17 protein-coding genes are annotated in these 17,214 nt (G+C 71.6%); 3 read left to right on the forward strand and 14 right to left on the reverse strand.

Annotated elements, in window-relative coordinates; translation table 11 throughout:
• Positions 1-268: 268 nt before the first annotated feature.
• Together erm(O) and KUM03_RS12705 are read left to right on the forward strand one after the other, a co-directional pair.
• Complete coding sequence (erm(O), locus tag KUM03_RS12700) at positions 269-1,051, forward strand: 23S rRNA (adenine(2058)-N(6))-methyltransferase Erm(O) (RefSeq protein ID WP_217247149.1); 783 nt, start codon at positions 269-271, stop codon at positions 1,049-1,051.
• The gene (locus KUM03_RS12705) at positions 1,048-2,301 is read left to right on the forward strand and encodes a glycosyltransferase (RefSeq protein WP_217247150.1); all 1,254 of its coding nucleotides are present in this window, start codon (positions 1,048-1,050) and stop codon (positions 2,299-2,301) included. Before erm(O) ends, KUM03_RS12705 begins: the two co-directional genes overlap by 4 nt.
• Positions 2,302-2,389: 88 nt before the next feature.
• Here the strand turns inward: KUM03_RS12705 and KUM03_RS12710 are convergent, their stop codons facing one another.
• Complete coding sequence (locus KUM03_RS12710; RefSeq protein ID WP_217247151.1) at positions 2,390-4,651, reverse strand: MMPL family transporter; 2,262 nt, start codon at positions 4,649-4,651, stop codon at positions 2,390-2,392.
• Positions 4,652-4,969: 318 nt separating this feature from the next.
• Between KUM03_RS12710 and KUM03_RS12715 the strand changes: the two genes are divergently transcribed.
• Complete coding sequence (locus KUM03_RS12715) at positions 4,970-5,518, forward strand: DUF1697 domain-containing protein (RefSeq protein ID WP_217247152.1); 549 nt, start codon at positions 4,970-4,972, stop codon at positions 5,516-5,518.
• Positions 5,519-5,533: 15 nt separating this feature from the next.
• On the opposite strand, the gene KUM03_RS12720 is transcribed toward KUM03_RS12715, so the two are convergent.
• From KUM03_RS12720 to KUM03_RS12775, 13 genes are all read right to left on the reverse strand, one after another.
• The gene (locus KUM03_RS12720; RefSeq protein ID WP_217247153.1) at positions 5,534-6,277 is read right to left on the reverse strand and encodes a sirohydrochlorin chelatase; all 744 of its coding nucleotides are present in this window, start codon (positions 6,275-6,277) and stop codon (positions 5,534-5,536) included.
• Between the two features lie 8 nt (positions 6,278-6,285).
• On the reverse strand, positions 6,286-7,182 hold the full coding sequence (locus KUM03_RS12725; protein ID WP_217247154.1) for an ABC transporter permease: 897 nt from the start codon (positions 7,180-7,182) through the stop codon (positions 6,286-6,288).
• On the reverse strand, positions 7,169-7,963 hold the full coding sequence (locus tag KUM03_RS12730; protein ID WP_217247155.1) for an ABC transporter ATP-binding protein: 795 nt from the start codon (positions 7,961-7,963) through the stop codon (positions 7,169-7,171). The genes KUM03_RS12725 and KUM03_RS12730 overlap by 14 nt, the downstream gene beginning before the upstream one ends.
• Positions 7,964-7,999: 36 nt before the next feature.
• Positions 8,000-9,103, reverse strand: a complete 1,104-nt coding sequence (locus KUM03_RS12735) for an aliphatic sulfonate ABC transporter substrate-binding protein (protein WP_217247156.1) — start codon at positions 9,101-9,103, stop codon at positions 8,000-8,002.
• A 239-nt stretch (positions 9,104-9,342) separates the two neighbouring features.
• Positions 9,343-10,698: a sulfate adenylyltransferase subunit 1 gene (locus tag KUM03_RS12740; protein WP_217247157.1), complete on the reverse strand. Its 1,356-nt coding sequence runs from the start codon at positions 10,696-10,698 to the stop codon at positions 9,343-9,345.
• Between the two features lie 2 nt (positions 10,699-10,700).
• Positions 10,701-11,639, reverse strand: coding sequence for a sulfate adenylyltransferase subunit CysD (gene cysD / locus KUM03_RS12745; protein ID WP_217247158.1), 939 nt, complete (start codon positions 11,637-11,639; stop codon positions 10,701-10,703).
• A complete protein-coding gene (cysC, locus tag KUM03_RS12750) occupies positions 11,636-12,172 on the reverse strand; it encodes an adenylyl-sulfate kinase (protein ID WP_217247159.1) in 537 nt (178 codons plus the stop codon). Before cysC ends, cysD begins: the two co-directional genes overlap by 4 nt.
• A 43-nt stretch (positions 12,173-12,215) precedes the next feature.
• Complete coding sequence (locus KUM03_RS12755) at positions 12,216-12,926, reverse strand: phosphoadenylyl-sulfate reductase (RefSeq protein ID WP_217247160.1); 711 nt, start codon at positions 12,924-12,926, stop codon at positions 12,216-12,218.
• Entirely contained in the window at positions 12,923-13,102 is a 180-nt protein-coding gene (locus KUM03_RS12760) for a hypothetical protein (protein WP_073731948.1), read from the reverse strand. The genes KUM03_RS12755 and KUM03_RS12760 overlap by 4 nt, the downstream gene beginning before the upstream one ends.
• Positions 13,099-14,796 carry a sulfite reductase SirA gene (gene sirA, locus KUM03_RS12765; RefSeq protein ID WP_217247161.1) on the reverse strand — a complete coding sequence of 566 codons (1,698 nt, stop codon included), beginning with the start codon at positions 14,794-14,796 and terminating at the stop codon, positions 13,099-13,101. The genes KUM03_RS12760 and sirA overlap by 4 nt, the downstream gene beginning before the upstream one ends.
• A gap of 128 nt (positions 14,797-14,924) precedes the next feature.
• The gene (locus KUM03_RS39200) at positions 14,925-15,077 is read right to left on the reverse strand and encodes a putative leader peptide (protein WP_374225302.1); all 153 of its coding nucleotides are present in this window, start codon (positions 15,075-15,077) and stop codon (positions 14,925-14,927) included.
• Between the two features lie 82 nt (positions 15,078-15,159).
• The gene (locus KUM03_RS12770; RefSeq protein ID WP_217247162.1) at positions 15,160-15,732 is read right to left on the reverse strand and encodes a GNAT family N-acetyltransferase; all 573 of its coding nucleotides are present in this window, start codon (positions 15,730-15,732) and stop codon (positions 15,160-15,162) included.
• A gap of 43 nt (positions 15,733-15,775) precedes the next feature.
• The gene (locus KUM03_RS12775) at positions 15,776-17,092 is read right to left on the reverse strand and encodes a hypothetical protein (RefSeq protein WP_217247163.1); all 1,317 of its coding nucleotides are present in this window, start codon (positions 17,090-17,092) and stop codon (positions 15,776-15,778) included.
• Positions 17,093-17,214: the final 122 nt, after the last annotated feature.

Raw genomic sequence — 17,214 nt, forward strand, 5'->3', positions numbered from 1 at the left:
TCCGTTGCCCGCCGGGCGCACGCCCGCCTAACGTCGCCTCCGTGGCAGCTTGCAACGCGATCATCAACTCCGGTCTCGGCCGGGGCTGCACGCACTCCATCAGGATGCGTCGTGGCCCCGGAGCCCTGACCGGCCCGGGGTCCCCCCGCCGCTGACGCGCCCGACGCGCGCGGTGGGGCCGTACCTCCGCATCTTCTTCTGCCTTCGTCTTCCGGTCAGGGCCTTCGGCTGCCCTTTCCCCCTTCACGGAAGACAAGGACCGCAGGCCATGGCCCGCCCCACCCAGCATGCCCGCACGCTTTCGCAGCACTTCCTCGCCGACCGCGCGGCGGCCGAGCGCGTCGCCCGACTCGTTTCTCCCGACTGCCGTCCCCCGTCCCTCGTCCTCGAGGTGGGCGCGGGCAAGGGCGCGCTCACCGTGCCGCTCGCCCGCCGCAGCCGGGAGTTGTACGCCTACGAGATCGACACCCGGCTCGTCCCCGGGCTCCGCGCCCGCTTCACGGACACCCCCCACGTCCGCGTCGTCGCCGGTGACTTCCTCGCCGCGCGACCCCCGCGCCCGCCGTTCTCCGTCGCCGGGAACGTGCCGTTCTCCCGCACGGCGGACATCGTCGACTGGTGCCTCACCGCACCCGGCCTCACCGACGCCACACTGATCACGCAGCTGGAGTACGCCCGCAAACGCACCGGCGACTACGGCCGCTGGACCCTGCTGACGGTCCGCACCTGGCCCCGGCACGAATGGCGGCTGGCCGGGAGGGTGAGCCGGTACGGCTTCCGGCCCGCACCCCGCGTCGATGCCGGAATCCTCCGCATCGAACGCCGCCCCACCCCGCTGCTCGCCGGCGGCGCCGCTCACCGGAGCTGGCGGGACCTCGTCGAACTGGGCTTCTCCGGAGTCGGCGGATCGCTGCACGCCTCCTTGTGCCGGGCCCATTCCCGGCGCCGGGTGAACGGGGCGTTCCGGGCCGCATGCCTGGATCCGGGCGCGCTCGTGGGCGAGGTGTCACCTCAGCGGTGGCTGCGGCTGCACGCGGAGCTGACGGGATGAACGCAAAAGAGTTGTACGAGACGTCTCGTCTCGCATACGCTGCTCGCATGACCAGTCCCGCTCACATCGCCATGTTCTCCATCGCCGCCCACGGCCACGTGAACCCCAGCCTGGAGGTGATCCGCGAGCTCGTCGCGCGAGGACACCGGGTGACCTACGCGATCCCGCCCGCCTTCGCGGACAAGGTCGCCGAGGCGGGCGCCGAACCGAGGCTGTGGAACAGCACGCTGCCCGGCCCCGACGCCGACCCGGAGGCGTGGGGGACCACGCTGCTGGACAACGTCGAACCGTTCCTGAACGACGCGATCCACGCGCTCCCGCAGCTCGTCGAGGCGTACGAGGGTGACGAGCCGGACCTGATCCTGCACGACATCGCCTCGTACCCGGCCCGCGTCCTCGGCCACCGCTGGGACGTGCCCGTGGTCTCCCTCTCGCCGTGCATGGTCGCCTGGGAGGGGTACGAGAAGGAGGTCGGCGAGCCGATGTGGGAGGAGCCGCTGAAGACCGAACGCGGCCAGGCGTACTACGCCCGCTTCCACGCCTGGCTGGAGGAGAACGGGATCACCATGCACCCGGACCCGTTCGTCGGCCGCCCGGCCCGCTCCCTGGTGCTGATCCCGAAGGCGCTCCAGCCCAACGCCGACCGGGTGGACGAGAAGGCGTACACCTTCGTCGGCGCCTGCCAGGGCGACCGCACCGCCGAGGGGGAGTGGCGGCGTCCCGAGAACGCCGAGAAGGTCGTCCTCGTGTCCCTCGGGTCGGCGTTCACCAAGCAGCCGGCCTTCTACCGGGAGTGCGTCCAGGCCTTCGCCGGGCTGCCCGGCTGGCACGTCGTGCTCCAGATCGGCAGGCACGTCGACCCCGCCGAGCTGGGCGACGTACCGGAGAACGTGGAAGTGTGTTCGTGGGTGCCGCAGTTGGCGGTCCTCCAGCAAGCCGACCTGTTCGTCACCCACGCGGGCGCCGGTGGCAGTCAGGAGGGCCTGGCCACCGCCACGCCGATGATCGCCGTGCCCCAGGCCGCGGACCAGTTCGTCAACGCGGACATGCTCCAGGGGCTCGGCGTGGCCCGGCAGTTCGCCACCGAGGAGGCCACCGAGGAGGCGCTGCGCACCGCCGCCCTCGCCCTGGTCGACGACCCGGAGGTGGCCGGGCGTCTGACGGAGATCCAGACGCAGATGGCACAGGAAGGCGGCACCCGGCGGGCCGCCGACCTGATCGAGGCCGAGCTGGCGGCGGCGAAAGCCTGACCGCACCGGGAGAAGAACACGCCGCGGGCCCGTCGGTTCCCCCGAACCGACGGGCCCGCGGCGTCCTTCCGGACCGCCGGGACTCCGCTCAGACCCCGACCCGCTCGCCCCGCCCACCGCGCTCGTCCGGGGCGTTCACCTCGGCGATCGCCTCGGGCGCCTCGTCGTGGGTGAGGTCCGGGAGGCGGTGCAGCCACTTCGGCAGGTACCAGTTGCGCTCCCCGAGCAGGGACATCACGGCCGGCAGCAGCACACCCCGGATGACCGTCGCGTCGATCAGCACGGCCGCCGCCAGGCCCACGCCCATCTGCTTCATGGACTGCATCGACAGCGTGCCGAAGATGGCGAACACCGCGACCATGATGACGGCGGCACTGGTGACGACCCCGGCCGTGGTGACCACGCCGTGCCGGATCGCGTCCTTGGTGTCGCGCCCCCGCAGCCGCGCCTCGCGGATCCGCGACACCACGAACACGTGGTAGTCCATCGACAGGCCGAACAGGATCACGAAGAGGAACAGCGGCAGCCAGGTGATGATGGCCCCCACACCCTCCGCGCCCACCAGCGACGCGCCCCAGCCGTGCTGAAACACGGCGACCAGGATGCCGTACGCCGCGCCGACCGACAGCAGGTTCAGCACGATCGACGTGAGCGCGATGGTCAGCGACCGGAACGACAGCAGCATCAGCACGAAGGCGAAGATCACCACGAACACGAAGACGGGGAGGACCGATCCCACGAGCTGGTCGTTGAAGTCCTTCGACCCGGCGACCTGACCGGTGATCGGCGCCTCCACCCCCTCGACCTTGCCGAGGGTGGCCGGCCGTACGTCGTCGCGCAGCGTCTCCAGGCTCTCGCCCGCCTCGTCCAGGTCGGAGCCGCCCACCAGCGGGACGTACACCAGTGCGACGTTCCGCTCGTCGTGCACCGTGATGTCGACCGGACCGCGCGAGGCGCCCGAAGCGACGGCCCGCTCACGGAAGCCGTCCAGCGCGGCCCGAACCTCGGGCGCGTTGATGTCGTCGGCCTTCACGACCACCTCGGCCGGGTCCGACCCGCCGGGGAAGGCCTCGTTGACCCGGTCGTACGTCTGCACGATCGGCAGGGAGTCGCCGAACTCCTGGTCCAGCGTGAGGTTCTGCGTCTTCATGCCGAGGGCGGGCGCGGCGACGGCCAGCAGCGCGCCGGCCGCCACGGCGGCGGCGAGCAGCGGCTTGGCGAGCACGCGGTCCAGGACGGCCGTCCAGAACCGGCTGCCCTCCGAAGCACCGTCGCGCCGGCGTCGGCGCAGGAACGGCACGCGGCCCTTCTCCACTCGCTCGCCCAGCAGGGACAGCAGCGCGGGCAGCACCGTCACCGAGCCGACCATGGCGACCGCGACCACCATCAGCGAGGCCAGGCCCATCGCCTCGAACTCGGCGATGCCGGTGAACAGCATGCCCGCCATCGCCACGCACACCGTGACACCGGAGACGACGATCGCCCGGCCGCTGGTGGCGGCGGCGATCCGCAGCGCCGTCCGCGCGTCCCGTCCGGCGGCGCGCTCCTCGCGCTCGCGGCGCAGGTAGAACAGGCAGTAGTCGACGCCGACGGCCAGACCGACCAGCAGCATCACGGAGTTGGCGGTCTCGCTCATCGGCTGGAAGTGGCTCACCAGGGCCATCAGTCCCATGGTCGCGACGATCGCGGTGATCGCCAGGGCCACCGGGACCAGCGCCGCCACCAGCGCCCCGAAGGCGACGAGCAGGATGCCGAGGGCCACCGGCACCGCCGAGTACTCGGCCTTCTTGAAGTCGTCGCCGAACGCGTCGTCGAACGTCTTCATCATGCTGGCGCCGCCGATCTCCTCGATCCGCAGCGACTCGTGCTCATTCTGGACGTCCGCGACGGCCTTCAGCACCGGCTCGACCCGGTCGCCCGCGGTGTCCGACTCGCCCCGCATGTCGAACCGCACCAGCGCGCTGCGGCCGTCCTCGGAGATCGTCTTCGTGTCGTACGGGGAGGTGACGCCCGTGACCTCCCCGGTCTCCTCCACCGCCGCCATCACCGCGGTGACCGCGGCGCGGAACTCGGCGTCCGTCGCCGTGACCGAGCCGTCCTTCGCCTGGACCAGGACGGTCTCACCGGCCGGCTCCTCGATCCCGGCGTCCTCGACGATCCGGGCGGCGGTGTGCGTCTCACCCCCGAGCTGGTCGCTGTCCTTGACGTCGACCCGGCCGGCCGCCGAGCCGAGTCCCATCGCCAGCACGACGAACAGCACCCAGATGCCGACGGCAGCCCATCGGTGCCGGGCGCTCCAGCCGCCGGCCCGGGCGGCCAGCCCCCGCACCCGTATGTCCCCATTCCCCATGACGGGCCTGCCCCCTCCAGAGCGGTGACAGCCCCCTGCCGCCACCTTCCGCTTCGAAGGTAGGGGCCGGATAAAGCCATCTCGTCGTGCTCACCGGTGACCTCCGGCGGCGCCGGCTCATCCCTCCGTATCGCCGTCCTCACCGCTGAGGAGGACACAGGCCCCTTACAACAATGTTGTTGAATAAGTCACAGGCGCGTGTAGTGGTTGAACCACGGACACCTCATCGGCGAGAGTGGCGCGCACGTCCGCCCGGCGCGCGGACTCGGCCGTCGTGCCCACCCCCACGGGGCGCGACGGCCGTTCTATGGTGTGCGCATGACGACGATGTACGCGGCGCTGCTGCGCGGGATCAACGTGGGCGGCGCGAAGAAGCTCCCGATGGCCGGCCTGCGCGCACTCCTGGAGGAGCTCGGCCACGACGCCGTACGCACCCATCTCCAGAGCGGACAGGCGGTGTTCGCGTCCGGGCACGGCGACGAGGAGTCGCTGGCCGCCGAGTTGACGCGGGCGATCGAGAAGCGCTTCGGCTTCCCCGTGGACGTCATCGTCCGCGACCACGCCTACCTCAGGGCGGTCGCCGAGGCCTGCCCGTTCCCGGCCGCCGACCTGGAGCCCAAACAGCTCCACGTCACCTACTTCTCCGCGCCGGTCGACGAGGAACGCTTCTCGCCCGTCGACCGGCCCGCCTTCCAGCCGGAGGACTTCCGCCTCGGCGACCGCGCCCTGTACCTGTACGCGCCCAGCGGCCTCGGCCGCTCCAAGCTCGCCGAGGCCCTGGCCAAGCCGCGGATGACCAAGGGCCTGATCGCCACCACCCGCAACTGGAACACCGTCACCAAGCTGGTTGAGCTGACCGGGGCCTGAGCACGGCGGGTGGCCTCAGGCCCCCACCGCCGCCAGCACCGGCACCGGAACCCGCGCCGCCTCGTACCGCTCCACCAGCACCCGCGCCACCTCCGGCGAGGGACCGAGGACGTCCGCCAGGACGTCCGCCCCGGCCGCGCCCCGCGCGATGCGGTCCGGCAGGAAGCCCGGGGCCAGGACGTACGGGGCGACGGCCACCCGGGCGCAGCCCAGCTCGCGCAGCTCCCGCACCGCGTCCTCGGTGCGGGGAAGGGATGCGGAGGCGAACGCAGGCCGCACGGCGCACCAACCGGTGTGCCGCCACTCCCGCGCGATTTCAGCGATCACTGCGATCGCCTCCGGGTCGGAGGACCCCGCCGAGGCCAGCACGACCCCGGTCGAGGACTTGTCGGCGGGCGTCAGGCCCGCCTCGTACAGGCGCCGTTCCAGCGCCGACAGGAGCAGGGGGGAGGGGCCGAGCACCTCCGCCTGGCGGATGCGCAGCCGTGGTGGCGCGTCCGCGAGGACCGCCGGGATGTCCGCCTTCGCGTGGAAGGCGCGGGTCAGGAGGAGGGGCAGGGCCACGACGTCCCGCACACCCTCCGTCTCCAGGGACTCCAGCACGCCCTGCACCGAGGGCACGTTGAAGTCCAGGAAGCCCGTCTCCACCCGTACGTCCGGGCGCAGCGACCTGACCCGGCGCACCAGGGCGTGCACGGCCCGGGCGTGCCGCGGGTCGCGGCTGCCGTGGGCGATGACCAGGAGGACCGGAGCGGACATGACGCCTCTCAGCTCCTCACCAGCAGGCCGCGGCTGCGAAGTACCCACCGCTCCAGCGGGCTGAAGATCAGCAGGTCGATGGCGATGCCGACGACGAGGATCAGGAGGATGGCCTCGAAGACCATGGCCATGTCGCTGGCGTTGCGGCCGTTCTCCAGGAGCTGGCCGAGGCCGATCCCCAGGTCGGGGAAGGAGGCGATGATCTCGGCGGCCATCAGGGAGCGCCAGGAGAACGCCCAGCCCTGCTTCAGGCCGGCGACGTAGCCGGGCAGCGCGGCCGGCAGCACGATGTGCCAGGTGCCCTTCAGGCCGGTGGCGCCGAGGGTGCGGCCCGCGCGCAGGAAGATCGGGGAGACCTGGTCGACGCCGGAGACGAGGCCGTTGGCGATGGAGGGGACCGCGCCGAGCAGGATGACGGCGTACATCATCGAGTTGTTCAGGCCCAGCCAGATCACAGCCGGCGGCACCCAGGCGACGGAGGGCAGCGACTGGAGGCCGGACAGGATCGGGCCGATCGCCGCGCGCACGAACTTCACCCGCGCCACCAGCAGCCCCAGCGGCGTGCCGATCAGCAGTGCCAGCAGGAAGCCGGACAGGCCGCGCGAGACGCTGGTCCAGATGTAGCCGAGCAGCTCGCCCTGGAGCCATGCCTGGTGGACCACGTCCCAGACGTCGGACGGGGCGGGCAGCTTGGTGGGGTCGTCGACGATCTCGAAGGAGACCAGGCCCTGCCAGACCGCCAGGACCAGGAGCACGGCGACGGCCGGGGGCAGGATCTTCTCCACGAAGGTCCGCCGGAAGGGCGTGCGGCCCCGCTGCACCGTCTCCAGTGCGTCCAGGCCCGCCTCCAGACCGGCGAGATCGCCGCCCTCCTTCGCGGGGCGCGTCGTGTCAGTGCTGGCCATGGCGGCGGATCTCCCCACGCAGTTCTTCGGTGATCTCGACGGACAGTTCCGCGACCTCGGCGTCCTCGATGCGGCGCGGCTGCGGGATGCCGACCGTCCACTCGCGGGCGATGCGCCCCGGGCGCGAGGACAGCAGCACCACGCGCTCGGCGAGGCGGACGGCCTCGCGGACGTTGTGCGTGACGAACAGGACGGACAGCCGCGTCTCGCGCCAGATCCGGGTCAGTTCGTCGTGCAGGACATCGCGGGTGATGGCGTCGAGCGCGGCGAACGGCTCGTCCATCAGCAGGAGCTTGCTCTCCTGGGCCAGTGCCCGGGCCATCGCGACCCGCTGGCGCATGCCGCCGGACAACTCGTGCACCCGCTTGCCGTGGGCGCCCTTGAGGCGGACGAGTTCGAGCAGTTCCTCCGCCTTGTCGCGGCGCTCGGACTTGGGCACGCCTCGCAGCTTCAGGGCGAGTTCGATGTTCTTGCCCGCGGTCAGCCACGGGAACAGGGCGTGCTCCTGGAACATCAGGGCGGGCCGGCCGTCCGTGGTGATCGCGCCGGCGCTGGGCTTGTCCAGGCCCGCCACCAGGTTCAGCAGCGTGGACTTGCCGCAGCCGGAGGCTCCCAGGAGGGTGACGAACTCGCCGGGCGCGACATCGAGGGAGATGTCGTCCAGCACGAGCTGCTGCCCGGCGGGGCCCCCGAACGACTTGGAGACGTGCTCGATCCGGGCGGCGTGCGTGGCCGCCGCGGTGCCCTCGTCGGCCTTGGCGAGGGTCGTGGTCGTGGCCATGGTCGTCACCTCCTGGGGACGGGTCGGGTTCCGGGCTTACTGGACGCCGAGACCGGCGTCGTCGACCGCGGGCTCGCCCTTGGCCCTGAGGACCTTGTTGAGCAGCGTGAGGTCGTAGATGCCGCTCAGGTCGGGCTGCTCCAGCAGACCCGCCTTGACGGCGTGGCCGGCCTGCGCGTCGAGGGTGGCGGCCAGCGGGTCGTCGGTGAGCCGGATCGACTTCCACGCCGGGTCCAGGACGTCGGCGGGCAGGGCCTTGCCGGTGTCCTTCTCCAGCTGCTCGTTCGCGGCGGCCTTGGCGTCGTCGGGGTTGGCCTCGATCCACTCGTTGGTGTCGACCGAGGCCTTCAGCACGGCCTCGACGGCCTTCGGGTGCTCCTCCAGGAACTCCTGCCGCACGATGATGTTCGTGATCACGAACTTCTCGTCCGGCCACAGCGTCGACTCGTCCAGCAGCACCTTGCCGCCCTGGGCGACCAGCCGGGAGGCGGTCGGCTCCGGAACCCACGCGCCGTCGACGGAACCGGACTGGAAGGCGTCCGGGGTCACCTTGTTGTCACTGCGGACGACCGTCACATCGCCCTTGCCGCTGAGCGCGTCGACCTTCCAGCCCTGCTCGGCCACCCAGTTGAGGAACGCGACGTCCTGCGTGTTGCCGAGCTGCGGGGTCGCGATGCGCTTGCCCTTGACGTCCTCAAGCGACTTGATCTTGTCCGGGTTCACCACCAGCTTCACGCCGCCGGAGGCCGAACCGCCGATGATCCGCAGGTTCTTGCCGTCCGACTTGGCGTAGCCGTTGATCGCCGGGGACGGGCCGATCCAGCCGATGTCGATGGAGCCCGAGTTCAGCGCCTCGATCTCGGAGGGGCCGGCGTTGAACACCGCGTACTTGGCCTCGGTCGCGCCCAGCTCCTTCTGGAAGAAGCCCTTCTGCTTGCCGACCAGCGCGGTGGCGTGCGTGACGTTGCCGAAGTAGCCGATCCGGACGGAGTCGAGACCGTCGATCTTCTCGGCCCCGGCGGCGATCTCCACGCCCCCGTCGTCCTTGGCCTGGGAGCCGTACCCGCAGCCGGCGAGGGCCAGCAGCGGCAGGGCGGCGAGGACCGCCAGGGTGCGGCGCGGGGGCTTGGTGACAGGCACGGGAGGTGGTCCTCTCGTCGGCCCGGCTCTCACGCCTGTCGGTTGGTCCGAGGTGTCAGGTCGTGGCCGGGAGATCGGCGGGTTCGCGTCTACGGCGGTGAGGGGCGAGGGCGCGCGAGCGGTGCGCGTACGTCACCTGCCACATCGCCCGACGCCGCCCTGCCCACTCCCCAGGACGCCGCTGCCGACGCGGCCGCCCTCCTTCGCGAACGTGGCATAGAAGTCCGGAACGGCCATGGCTAGAAGTCCCACCCGTCGTCGTCCGCCGCGTCCTTGACCGGCTCCGGCGCGGCGAAGGACTCGCCGGCCATGCCCGCGGTGAGCGTGGTGCCGTCGCTCGGGTCGATCAGGATGAACGAACCGGTGCGGCGGGAGTCGGCGTAGGAGTCGGCGGGCAGCGGCTCCGCCGTCCGGATCTTGACGCGGCCGATGTCGTTGGCGACGAGCTGCCCGGGGTGCGGGTGCAGCGACAGGTCGTCCAGCGTGAGCCGGGCCGGGATGTCCTTGACGATCGCCTTGACCGTGCGCGTGCCGTGCTTGAGGAGCACCCGGTGCCCCACGGTGAGCGGCGCGTCGGCGACATGGCAGACCGTCGCCTCGACGTCCTGGGTGGTCTCCGGCGCGTCCTTGCTGGGCACGATCAGGTCGCCGCGCGAGACGTCGATGTCGTCCTCGAGCAGCAGCGTCACCGACTGCGGCGTCCAGGCCGCCTCGACCGGCTCGCCCAGCAGGTCGATGCCGGACACCTTCGAGGTGCGGCCCGACGGCAGGACGGTCACCTCGTCGCCGACGCGGAAGGTGCCGGCCGCGATCTGGCCCGCGTAGCCGCGGTAGTCGGGGTGCTCGGCGGTGCGCGGACGGATCACGTACTGCACGGGCAGCCGGGCGTGGCAGTGCGCCAGGTCGTGGCTGACCGGGACGGTCTCCAGGTGCTCCAGCACCGTCGGGCCGCCGTACCAGTCCATGACCGCCGACGCTTCCACCACGTTGTCGCCCGCGAGCGCCGAGATCGGGATCGCGGTGACCTCGGGCACGCCCAGCTCGGTCGCGTACGCCGTGAACTCCTCGGCGATCGCGGCGAAGACGGACTCCTGGTAGTCGACCAGGTCCATCTTGTTGACGGCGAGGACGACGTGCGGGACGCGCAGCAGGGCGGCGATCGCGGCGTGCCGGCGGGTCTGCTCGACGACGCCGTTGCGGGCGTCGACGAGGATCACCGTCAGCTCGGCCGTGGAGGCGCCGGTGACCATGTTCCGGGTGTACTGCACGTGCCCGGGGGTGTCGGCCAGGATGAACCGGCGGCGCGGGGTGGCGAAGTAGCGGTAGGCCACGTCGATGGTGATGCCCTGCTCGCGCTCGGCCCGCAGGCCGTCGGTGAGCAGCGCGAGGTCCGGTGCGTCCTGGCCGCGGCTCGCGGAGGCGCGCTCGACGGCCTCCAGCTGGTCGGTGAGGACCGACTTGGAGTCGTGCAGGAGCCGGCCGACCAGCGTGGACTTGCCGTCGTCGACCGAGCCGGCGGTGGCGAAGCGCAGCAGGGTCGTCTCCGACAACTGCCAGACCGACAGCGGCTCGACGGGTTCAGTGGTGCTGGTCATGTCTAGAAGTACCCCTCGCGCTTGCGGTCTTCCATCGCGGCCTCGGACATCTTGTCGTCGGCGCGGGTGGCGCCGCGTTCGGTGAGCCGGGTGACGGCGATCTCGGCGATCACCTTCTCGATGCTGTCGGCGTCGGAGTCGACGGCGCCGGTGCAGGACATGTCGCCGACGGTGCGGTAGCGGACCTGCCGCTTCTGAACCGTCTCGCCGTCCTTCGGGCCGCCCCAGTCTCCGGCGGTCAGCCACATCCCGGAGCGGGCGAAGACCTCGCGCTCGTGGGCGTAGTAGATCTGCGGCAGCTCGATGCCCTCGCGGGCGATGTACTGCCACACGTCCAGCTCGGTCCAGTTGGAGAGCGGGAAGACGCGGACGTGCTCGCCGGGGGCGTGCCGGCCGTTGTACAGGTTCCACAGCTCGGGGCGCTGGCGGCGCGGGTCCCACTGGGAGAACTCGTCGCGCAGCGAGAACACCCGCTCCTTGGCCCGGGCCTTCTCCTCGTCGCGGCGCCCGCCGCCGAAGACCGCGTCGAACTTCTCCGCCTGGATCTTCTCGGTCAACGGCAGCGTCTGGAGGGGATTGCGGGTACCGTCCGGACGCTCCTTGAGCACGCCCCGGTCGATGTAGTCCTGCACGGAGGCGACGTGCAGGCGCAGCCCGTACTTCTCGACCGTGCGGTCGCGGTAGTCGAGCACCTCGGGGAAGTTGTGCCCGGTGTCCACGTGCAGCAGGGAGAACGGCACGGCCGCCGGTGCGAAGGCCTTCAGCGCCAGGTGCAGCATCAGGATCGAGTCCTTGCCGCCGGAGAAGAGGATCACCGGCCGCTCGAACTCGCCCGCCACCTCGCGGAAGATGTGCACGGCCTCCGATTCGAGCGCGTCGAGGTGGGAGAGGGCGTACGGGCCCGCCGTACCCTCCCGCGCCGCTGCGACGGTCGTCGTCATGCCAGTCCCCTTTCGGTGAGCAGGGCGTGGACCGCCGCGGCGGACTCCTGGACGGTCTGGTCCTGCGACTCGATGCGCAGGTCGGGCTTGACGGGCTCCTCGTACGGGTCGTCGACGCCGGTGAGCCCCGTCAGCTCACCCGCGGCCTGCTTGGCGTACAGGCCCTTCACGTCGCGCACCGAGCACACCTCGACCGGCGTGGCCACGTGCACCTCGACGTACGCCGTGCCGTTCGCCTCGTGGCGTTCGCGGACCGTGTCCCGGCTGTCCGCGTACGGGGCGATCACCGGGACCAGCGCCGTGACGCCGTTGCGGGCGAGCAGTTCGGCGACGAAGCCGATGCGCTGCACGTTGGTGTGCCGGTCCTCGCGGCTGAAGCCGAGGCCGCGCGAGAGGAACTCGCGGATCTCGTCGCCGTCGAGGAGCTCGACGCGCCTGCCCTCCTCGCGCAGCCGCCCCGCCAGCTCGTGGGCGATGGTGGTCTTGCCGGCGCTGGGCAGGCCCGTGAGCCAGACGGTGGCTCCGGTCGTCACGTGGTTCTCCCTGGATCTCGATGGTCCGGTGGTCGTCGTCATGTCAGCCGTGCAGTCCGCACTCGGTCTTGGAGCGGCCCGCCCAGCGTCCGGCGCGGGCGTCCTCGCCCTCCAGCACACGACGGGTGCAGGGCGCGCAGCCCACGGAGGCATAGCCGTCCATCAGCAGCGGGTTGGTGAGAACGCCGTGCTCGGTGACGTACGTTTGCACATCTTCCTGTGACCACTTCGCGATGGGCGAGATCTTCACCTTGCCCCGCTTCTCGTCCCAGCCGACGACCGGCGTGTTCGCCCTGGTCGCGGACTCGTCGCGGCGCAGCCCGGTCGCCCAGGCCTGGTAGCCCTTCAGCCCCTCCTCCAGCGGCCTGACCTTGCGCAGCGCGCAGCACAGGTCCGGGTCGCGGTCGTGCAGCTTCGGGCCGTACTCGGCGTCCTGCTCGGCGACCGTCTGCCGCGGGGTGAGCGTGATGACGTTGACGTCCATCACGGCCTCGACGGCGTCCCGGGTGCCGATGGTCTCCTCGAAGTGGTAGCCGGTGTCGAGGAACACCACGTCCACGCCGGGCAGGGCGCGGGAGGCGAGGTGGGCGACGACCGCGTCCTCCATGGAGGAGGTCACGCAGAAGCGGCTGCCGAAGGTGTCCGCCGCCCACTGGAGGATCTCCAGCGCGGAGGCGTCCTCCAGCTCGCGGCCCGCCCGCTCGGCGAGCGCCTTGAGATCCTCGGTCGTACGTTCTTCCTGAACGGCAGTCATATCCGTTCCCCCTCGGTCGAGTCGGGCTGAAGACCCCGGGCCAGCAGCCCGAGGAACTTCAGCTGGAAGGCGCGGTTGCACGCCGCGCATTCCCACGCGCCGTGTCCCTGCTCGTGCGGACGCAGGTCCTCGTCGCCGCAGTACGGGCAGTGGAACGGCACGGCGCGCTCGCTCATGACAGGGCCTCCTCGGAGGCGCGGGCCGCCCAGGTGGCGAACCGCTCGCCGTCCTCGCGCTCGGCCTGGTAGCGCTTGAGCACGCGCTCCACGTAGTCCGGCAGCTCCTCGGCCGTGACCTTCAGGCCGCGCACCTTGCGGCCGAAGCCCGGCTCCAGGCCGAGCGCGCCGCCCAGGTGCACCTGGTAGCCCTCGACCTGCTCGCCCCTCTCGTTCAGCACCAGCTGGCCCTTGAGACCGATGTCCGCGGTCTGGATGCGGGCGCAGGCGTTCGGGCAGCCGTTGAGGTTGATGGTGAGCGGCTCGTCGAACTCGGGGAGCCGGCGCTCCAGCTCGTCGATCAGCGAGGCGCCGCGCGCCTTGGTCTCGACGATGGCGAGCTTGCAGAACTCGATGCCGGTGCAGGCCATCGTGCCGCGCCGGAAGGTGGAGGGCCGGGCGGTGAGATCCAGCGCCTCCAGGGACTCGACCAGCGAGTCGACCTGGTCCTGCTCGACGTCGAGGATGATCATCTTCTGCTCGACGGTGGTGCGGACCCGGCCCGAGCCGTGCGCCTCCGCCAGGTCGGCGACCTTCGTCAGGGTGGTGCCGTCGACGCGGCCGACGCGCGGGGCGAAGCCGACGTAGTAGCGGCCGTCCTTCTGCCGGTGCACACCGATGTGGTCGCGCCAGCGGCTGGTCGGGTCGGCGGGCGCCGGGCCGTCGGTCAGCTTCCGCTTCAGGTACTCGTCCTCCAGCACCTGCCGGAACTTCTCCGCGCCCCAGTCGGCGACCAGGAACTTCAGGCGGGCGCGGTTGCGCAGCCGCCGGTAGCCGTAGTCGCGGAAGATCGAGATGACGCCCTCGTAAACGTCGGGCACGTCCTCGATCGGCACCCAGGCGCCCAGACGCACGCCCAGCTTGGGGTTGGTGGAGAGGCCGCCGCCGACCCACAGGTCGAAGCCCGGCCCGTGCTCGGGGTGCTGGACACCGACGAACGCCACGTCGTTGATCTCGTGCACCACGTCCAGCACCGGCGACCCGGAGATCGCGGTCTTGAACTTCCGCGGGAGGTTCGAGTACGCGGGGTTGTTGAGGACCCGGCGCTTCATCTCCTCCAGGGCCGGCGTGCCGTCGATGATCTCGTCCTCGGCGATGCCCGCGACCGGGGAGCCGATCATCACGCGGGGCGTGTCGCCGCAGGCGGTGACCGTGGACAGGCCGACGCCCTCCAGGCGGTCCCAGATCTCGGGCACGTCCTCGATGCGGATCCAGTGGTACTGGACGTTCTGCCGGTCGGTGATGTCGGCGGTGCCGCGCGCGAACTCCTGCGAGATCTCGCCGATGACGCGCAGCTGCGCGGTGGTCAGCGCGCCGCCGTCGATGCGGACCCGCAGCATGAAGTAGCTGTCGTCCAGCTCCTCCGGCTCCAGGACGGCCGTCTTTCCGCCGTCGATGCCCTGCTTGCGCTGGGTGTACAGACCCCACCAGCGCATGCGTCCGCGCAGGTCACCGGGGTCGATCGAGTCGAAACCCCGCTTGGAGTAGATCGTCTCAATACGTGTCCGTACGTTGAGACCGTCGTCGTCCTTCTTGGTCTGCTCGTTCCCGTTGAGCGGAGTGAAGTGACCGGCCGCCCACTGACCCTCGCCGCGGTGACGGCTCACCTTGCGGCGGGGGGTCGCGGCAGCGGAATTCGGCGGCGTGGCGGCCATGGGGACACGTCCTTCGGGACAGGCGGGAAAGCGGCTCTGACCTGCGCATATGAGCGCACGGGTAGGGTGCGCGTCATTGCGCGGGAATGAGGCGAAGAAAGGAGATCCGGTAGTGCTGGAGAGTGCTCTCAGCGGGCCGGACAGATGGCGCTGGACATGCGGCCGAGGTCGACGTGCCGCCGACTCACCAAGGCAATTCCAGTTCCAGGCATGACGGAAGACTGGCACGGCGATCTGGACACAGTCCAGCTTAATCCAAAATGCGGACACCCTTGTCTCATGCAGCGAGACAAGGGTGCCGTGGATCACATGCGGGGCCGCGCGGCCCGGTCAGGCGTCGGTCAGACGTCGGTCAGGCGTCGGTCAGGCGGGGAAAGCTCCAGGCCACGGACCCGGCGTGGCCACCTCGGGCTCCTCCTCGACCTTCGTGTCGAACAGGCGGAAGCCGCGGCGCTGGTAGTTGTCCATCGCGAACTCGCCGTCCTTGCTGCACGTGTGCAGCCACACCCGCTTGGTCGTGGCCAGCCCCGGCCAGCGCTCCGCCAGGTCCCAGGCGCGGGCGGTGCCGTACGAGAGCAGGTGACCGCCGATGCGCCGGCCCCGGAAGGCCGGGAGCAGGCCGAAGTACTCGATCTCCACGACGCCGTCGTCCCCGGGCGTCAGCTCCACGTACCCGGCGGGCGTGCCGCGGTCGTAGGCGACCCAGGTCTCCACGCCGGGCCGCTCCAGGTGCTCCCGCCACCGCGCGTGGCTCCAGCCGAGCCGGTCCGTCCAGCGGATGTCCCCGCCCACCGAGGCGTACAGGAAGCGGCTGAACTCGGGGGAGGGCACCTCGGAGCGGACGATCCGGACGTCCCCCTCCGGGGCGGCGGCCGGCAGCAGATCGGTCGGCGCCGTCTGCTCCAGGGACCAGGTGGTCACGGCGATGTTGGTCATGCCGGTCAGGGAATCACCAGCCCCGCGGATCTGTCGATCCCCGTCAGTCCAGCGCGTCCTCGATCGACCGGAGCGGCAGCGCGAACAGCATCCGGCCCGACTGCGACCAGACCTCACCGGTCTCGGCCCAGTACGACAGGGAGCCCGCCGGGCCGCTCCAGCAGCGCTGTGAACCGTCCGCCCCGCACTCCACGGCACGGGCGCCTTCGGTGTCCTGGCGCCACAGGGTGCCGCGCCCGTCCGTCCCGTCGTCCGCGCCGGCCGCGCGGCCCAGGTACCAGTCGGCGCGCGCCGCACCGGCCGGACGGTACGACAGCACGCCGCCCACCTCGGCCGCCCCGGTCTCGTACGCCTCCACCGGGTCGACGTGTCCGGCGGAGTCCGTGTCCGGCAGTCCGGTGCGCGCCGGGTCCGTGCTGAGGTCGTAGCGCCACAGCCGGGTGGGACGGTCGCCGTCCGCGGGCACCCGCTCGCTGGCCACCAGGCTGTCGGGGACCGTGCCGCGGTCCAGCGAGAGCGCGCCGGGACGTGCCGCGCCGGGGGAGTCGGGGAGCCGGTAGGAGGCGACGGCGGGCAGCACGTACCGGTGGCCGGCCGCCGCCCAGCCGCCGGGCACCCGGCCGACGGCGAGCGCGTCGGTCGTGGCGCGCTGGATGCGGTCCACGTCGTACACGAACAGCGCGTCGCGGCCGCCGGTCCCGGCGGTGACGAGCAGCTTGTCCTGGTACCAGACCATGCCGGAGACGGGGGAGGCCAGCCCCCGGTAGTCGTGGCCGCCGTCGACCGGGACGGTGAGGAGAGCCGAGGTGTAGGTGAGGTGGTCGGGGTCGTCGGCGTCGACGAAGGAGACCCGGGCGAGAGAGCCCTCGGGTGTGCCGTCGTCGCGGGACCAGGCGGAGAGGATGACGCGGTGGGCGCCCCAGCGGCCGTCCTCGTCGGCGTCCCCCGAGGTGGTGACCGCGCCGGGACGCCAGCCCTCGGTGTCGGCCTCCTCCCAGCAGTAGGCGCGGGTGGCCGCGGGGGAGACGGGCAGTGCCTCCCGTTCCCCTGTGGTGCAGTCGGCGGCGTCGCGCAGGGTGTGGTCGGCGGAGCCGAGGACGGAGCCGACGCCCACCGGCTCGCCCATCGCGGTGGAGAGCCGGTCGAGCCAGGGACGCGGTACGCGGTGTTCCGTGAGCCGCAGGTCGGCGGTCTCGGCGGCGGAGGTGAGGGGGTCCAGGGTGCCCGGGTCGTCGGCCACCGTGGCCTGCGAGGCGCTGATCATCGTGGCGGCGCCCGTGAGCGCGAGGGCCGCGCCGGCCAGGGCCGCGCGCAGCGCCTTGCCCCGCCTGCGCCGGCGGTGTCTGCCGCGATGCTTCATGAAACCTCCACAGGCACCGTCCAACTGTGCTCGACGGTGGCCGCGTTGACCGAGGAGCAGATGGGGCGGTCCCCAGAGGATGCTACGACAGACGGACGGCCCGGCGGACGCGGACGCTGCAA

This window comes from Streptomyces sp. AC602_WCS936 (genome assembly GCF_019049125.1).
Classification (GTDB): Bacteria; Actinomycetota; Actinomycetes; order Streptomycetales; family Streptomycetaceae; genus Streptomyces.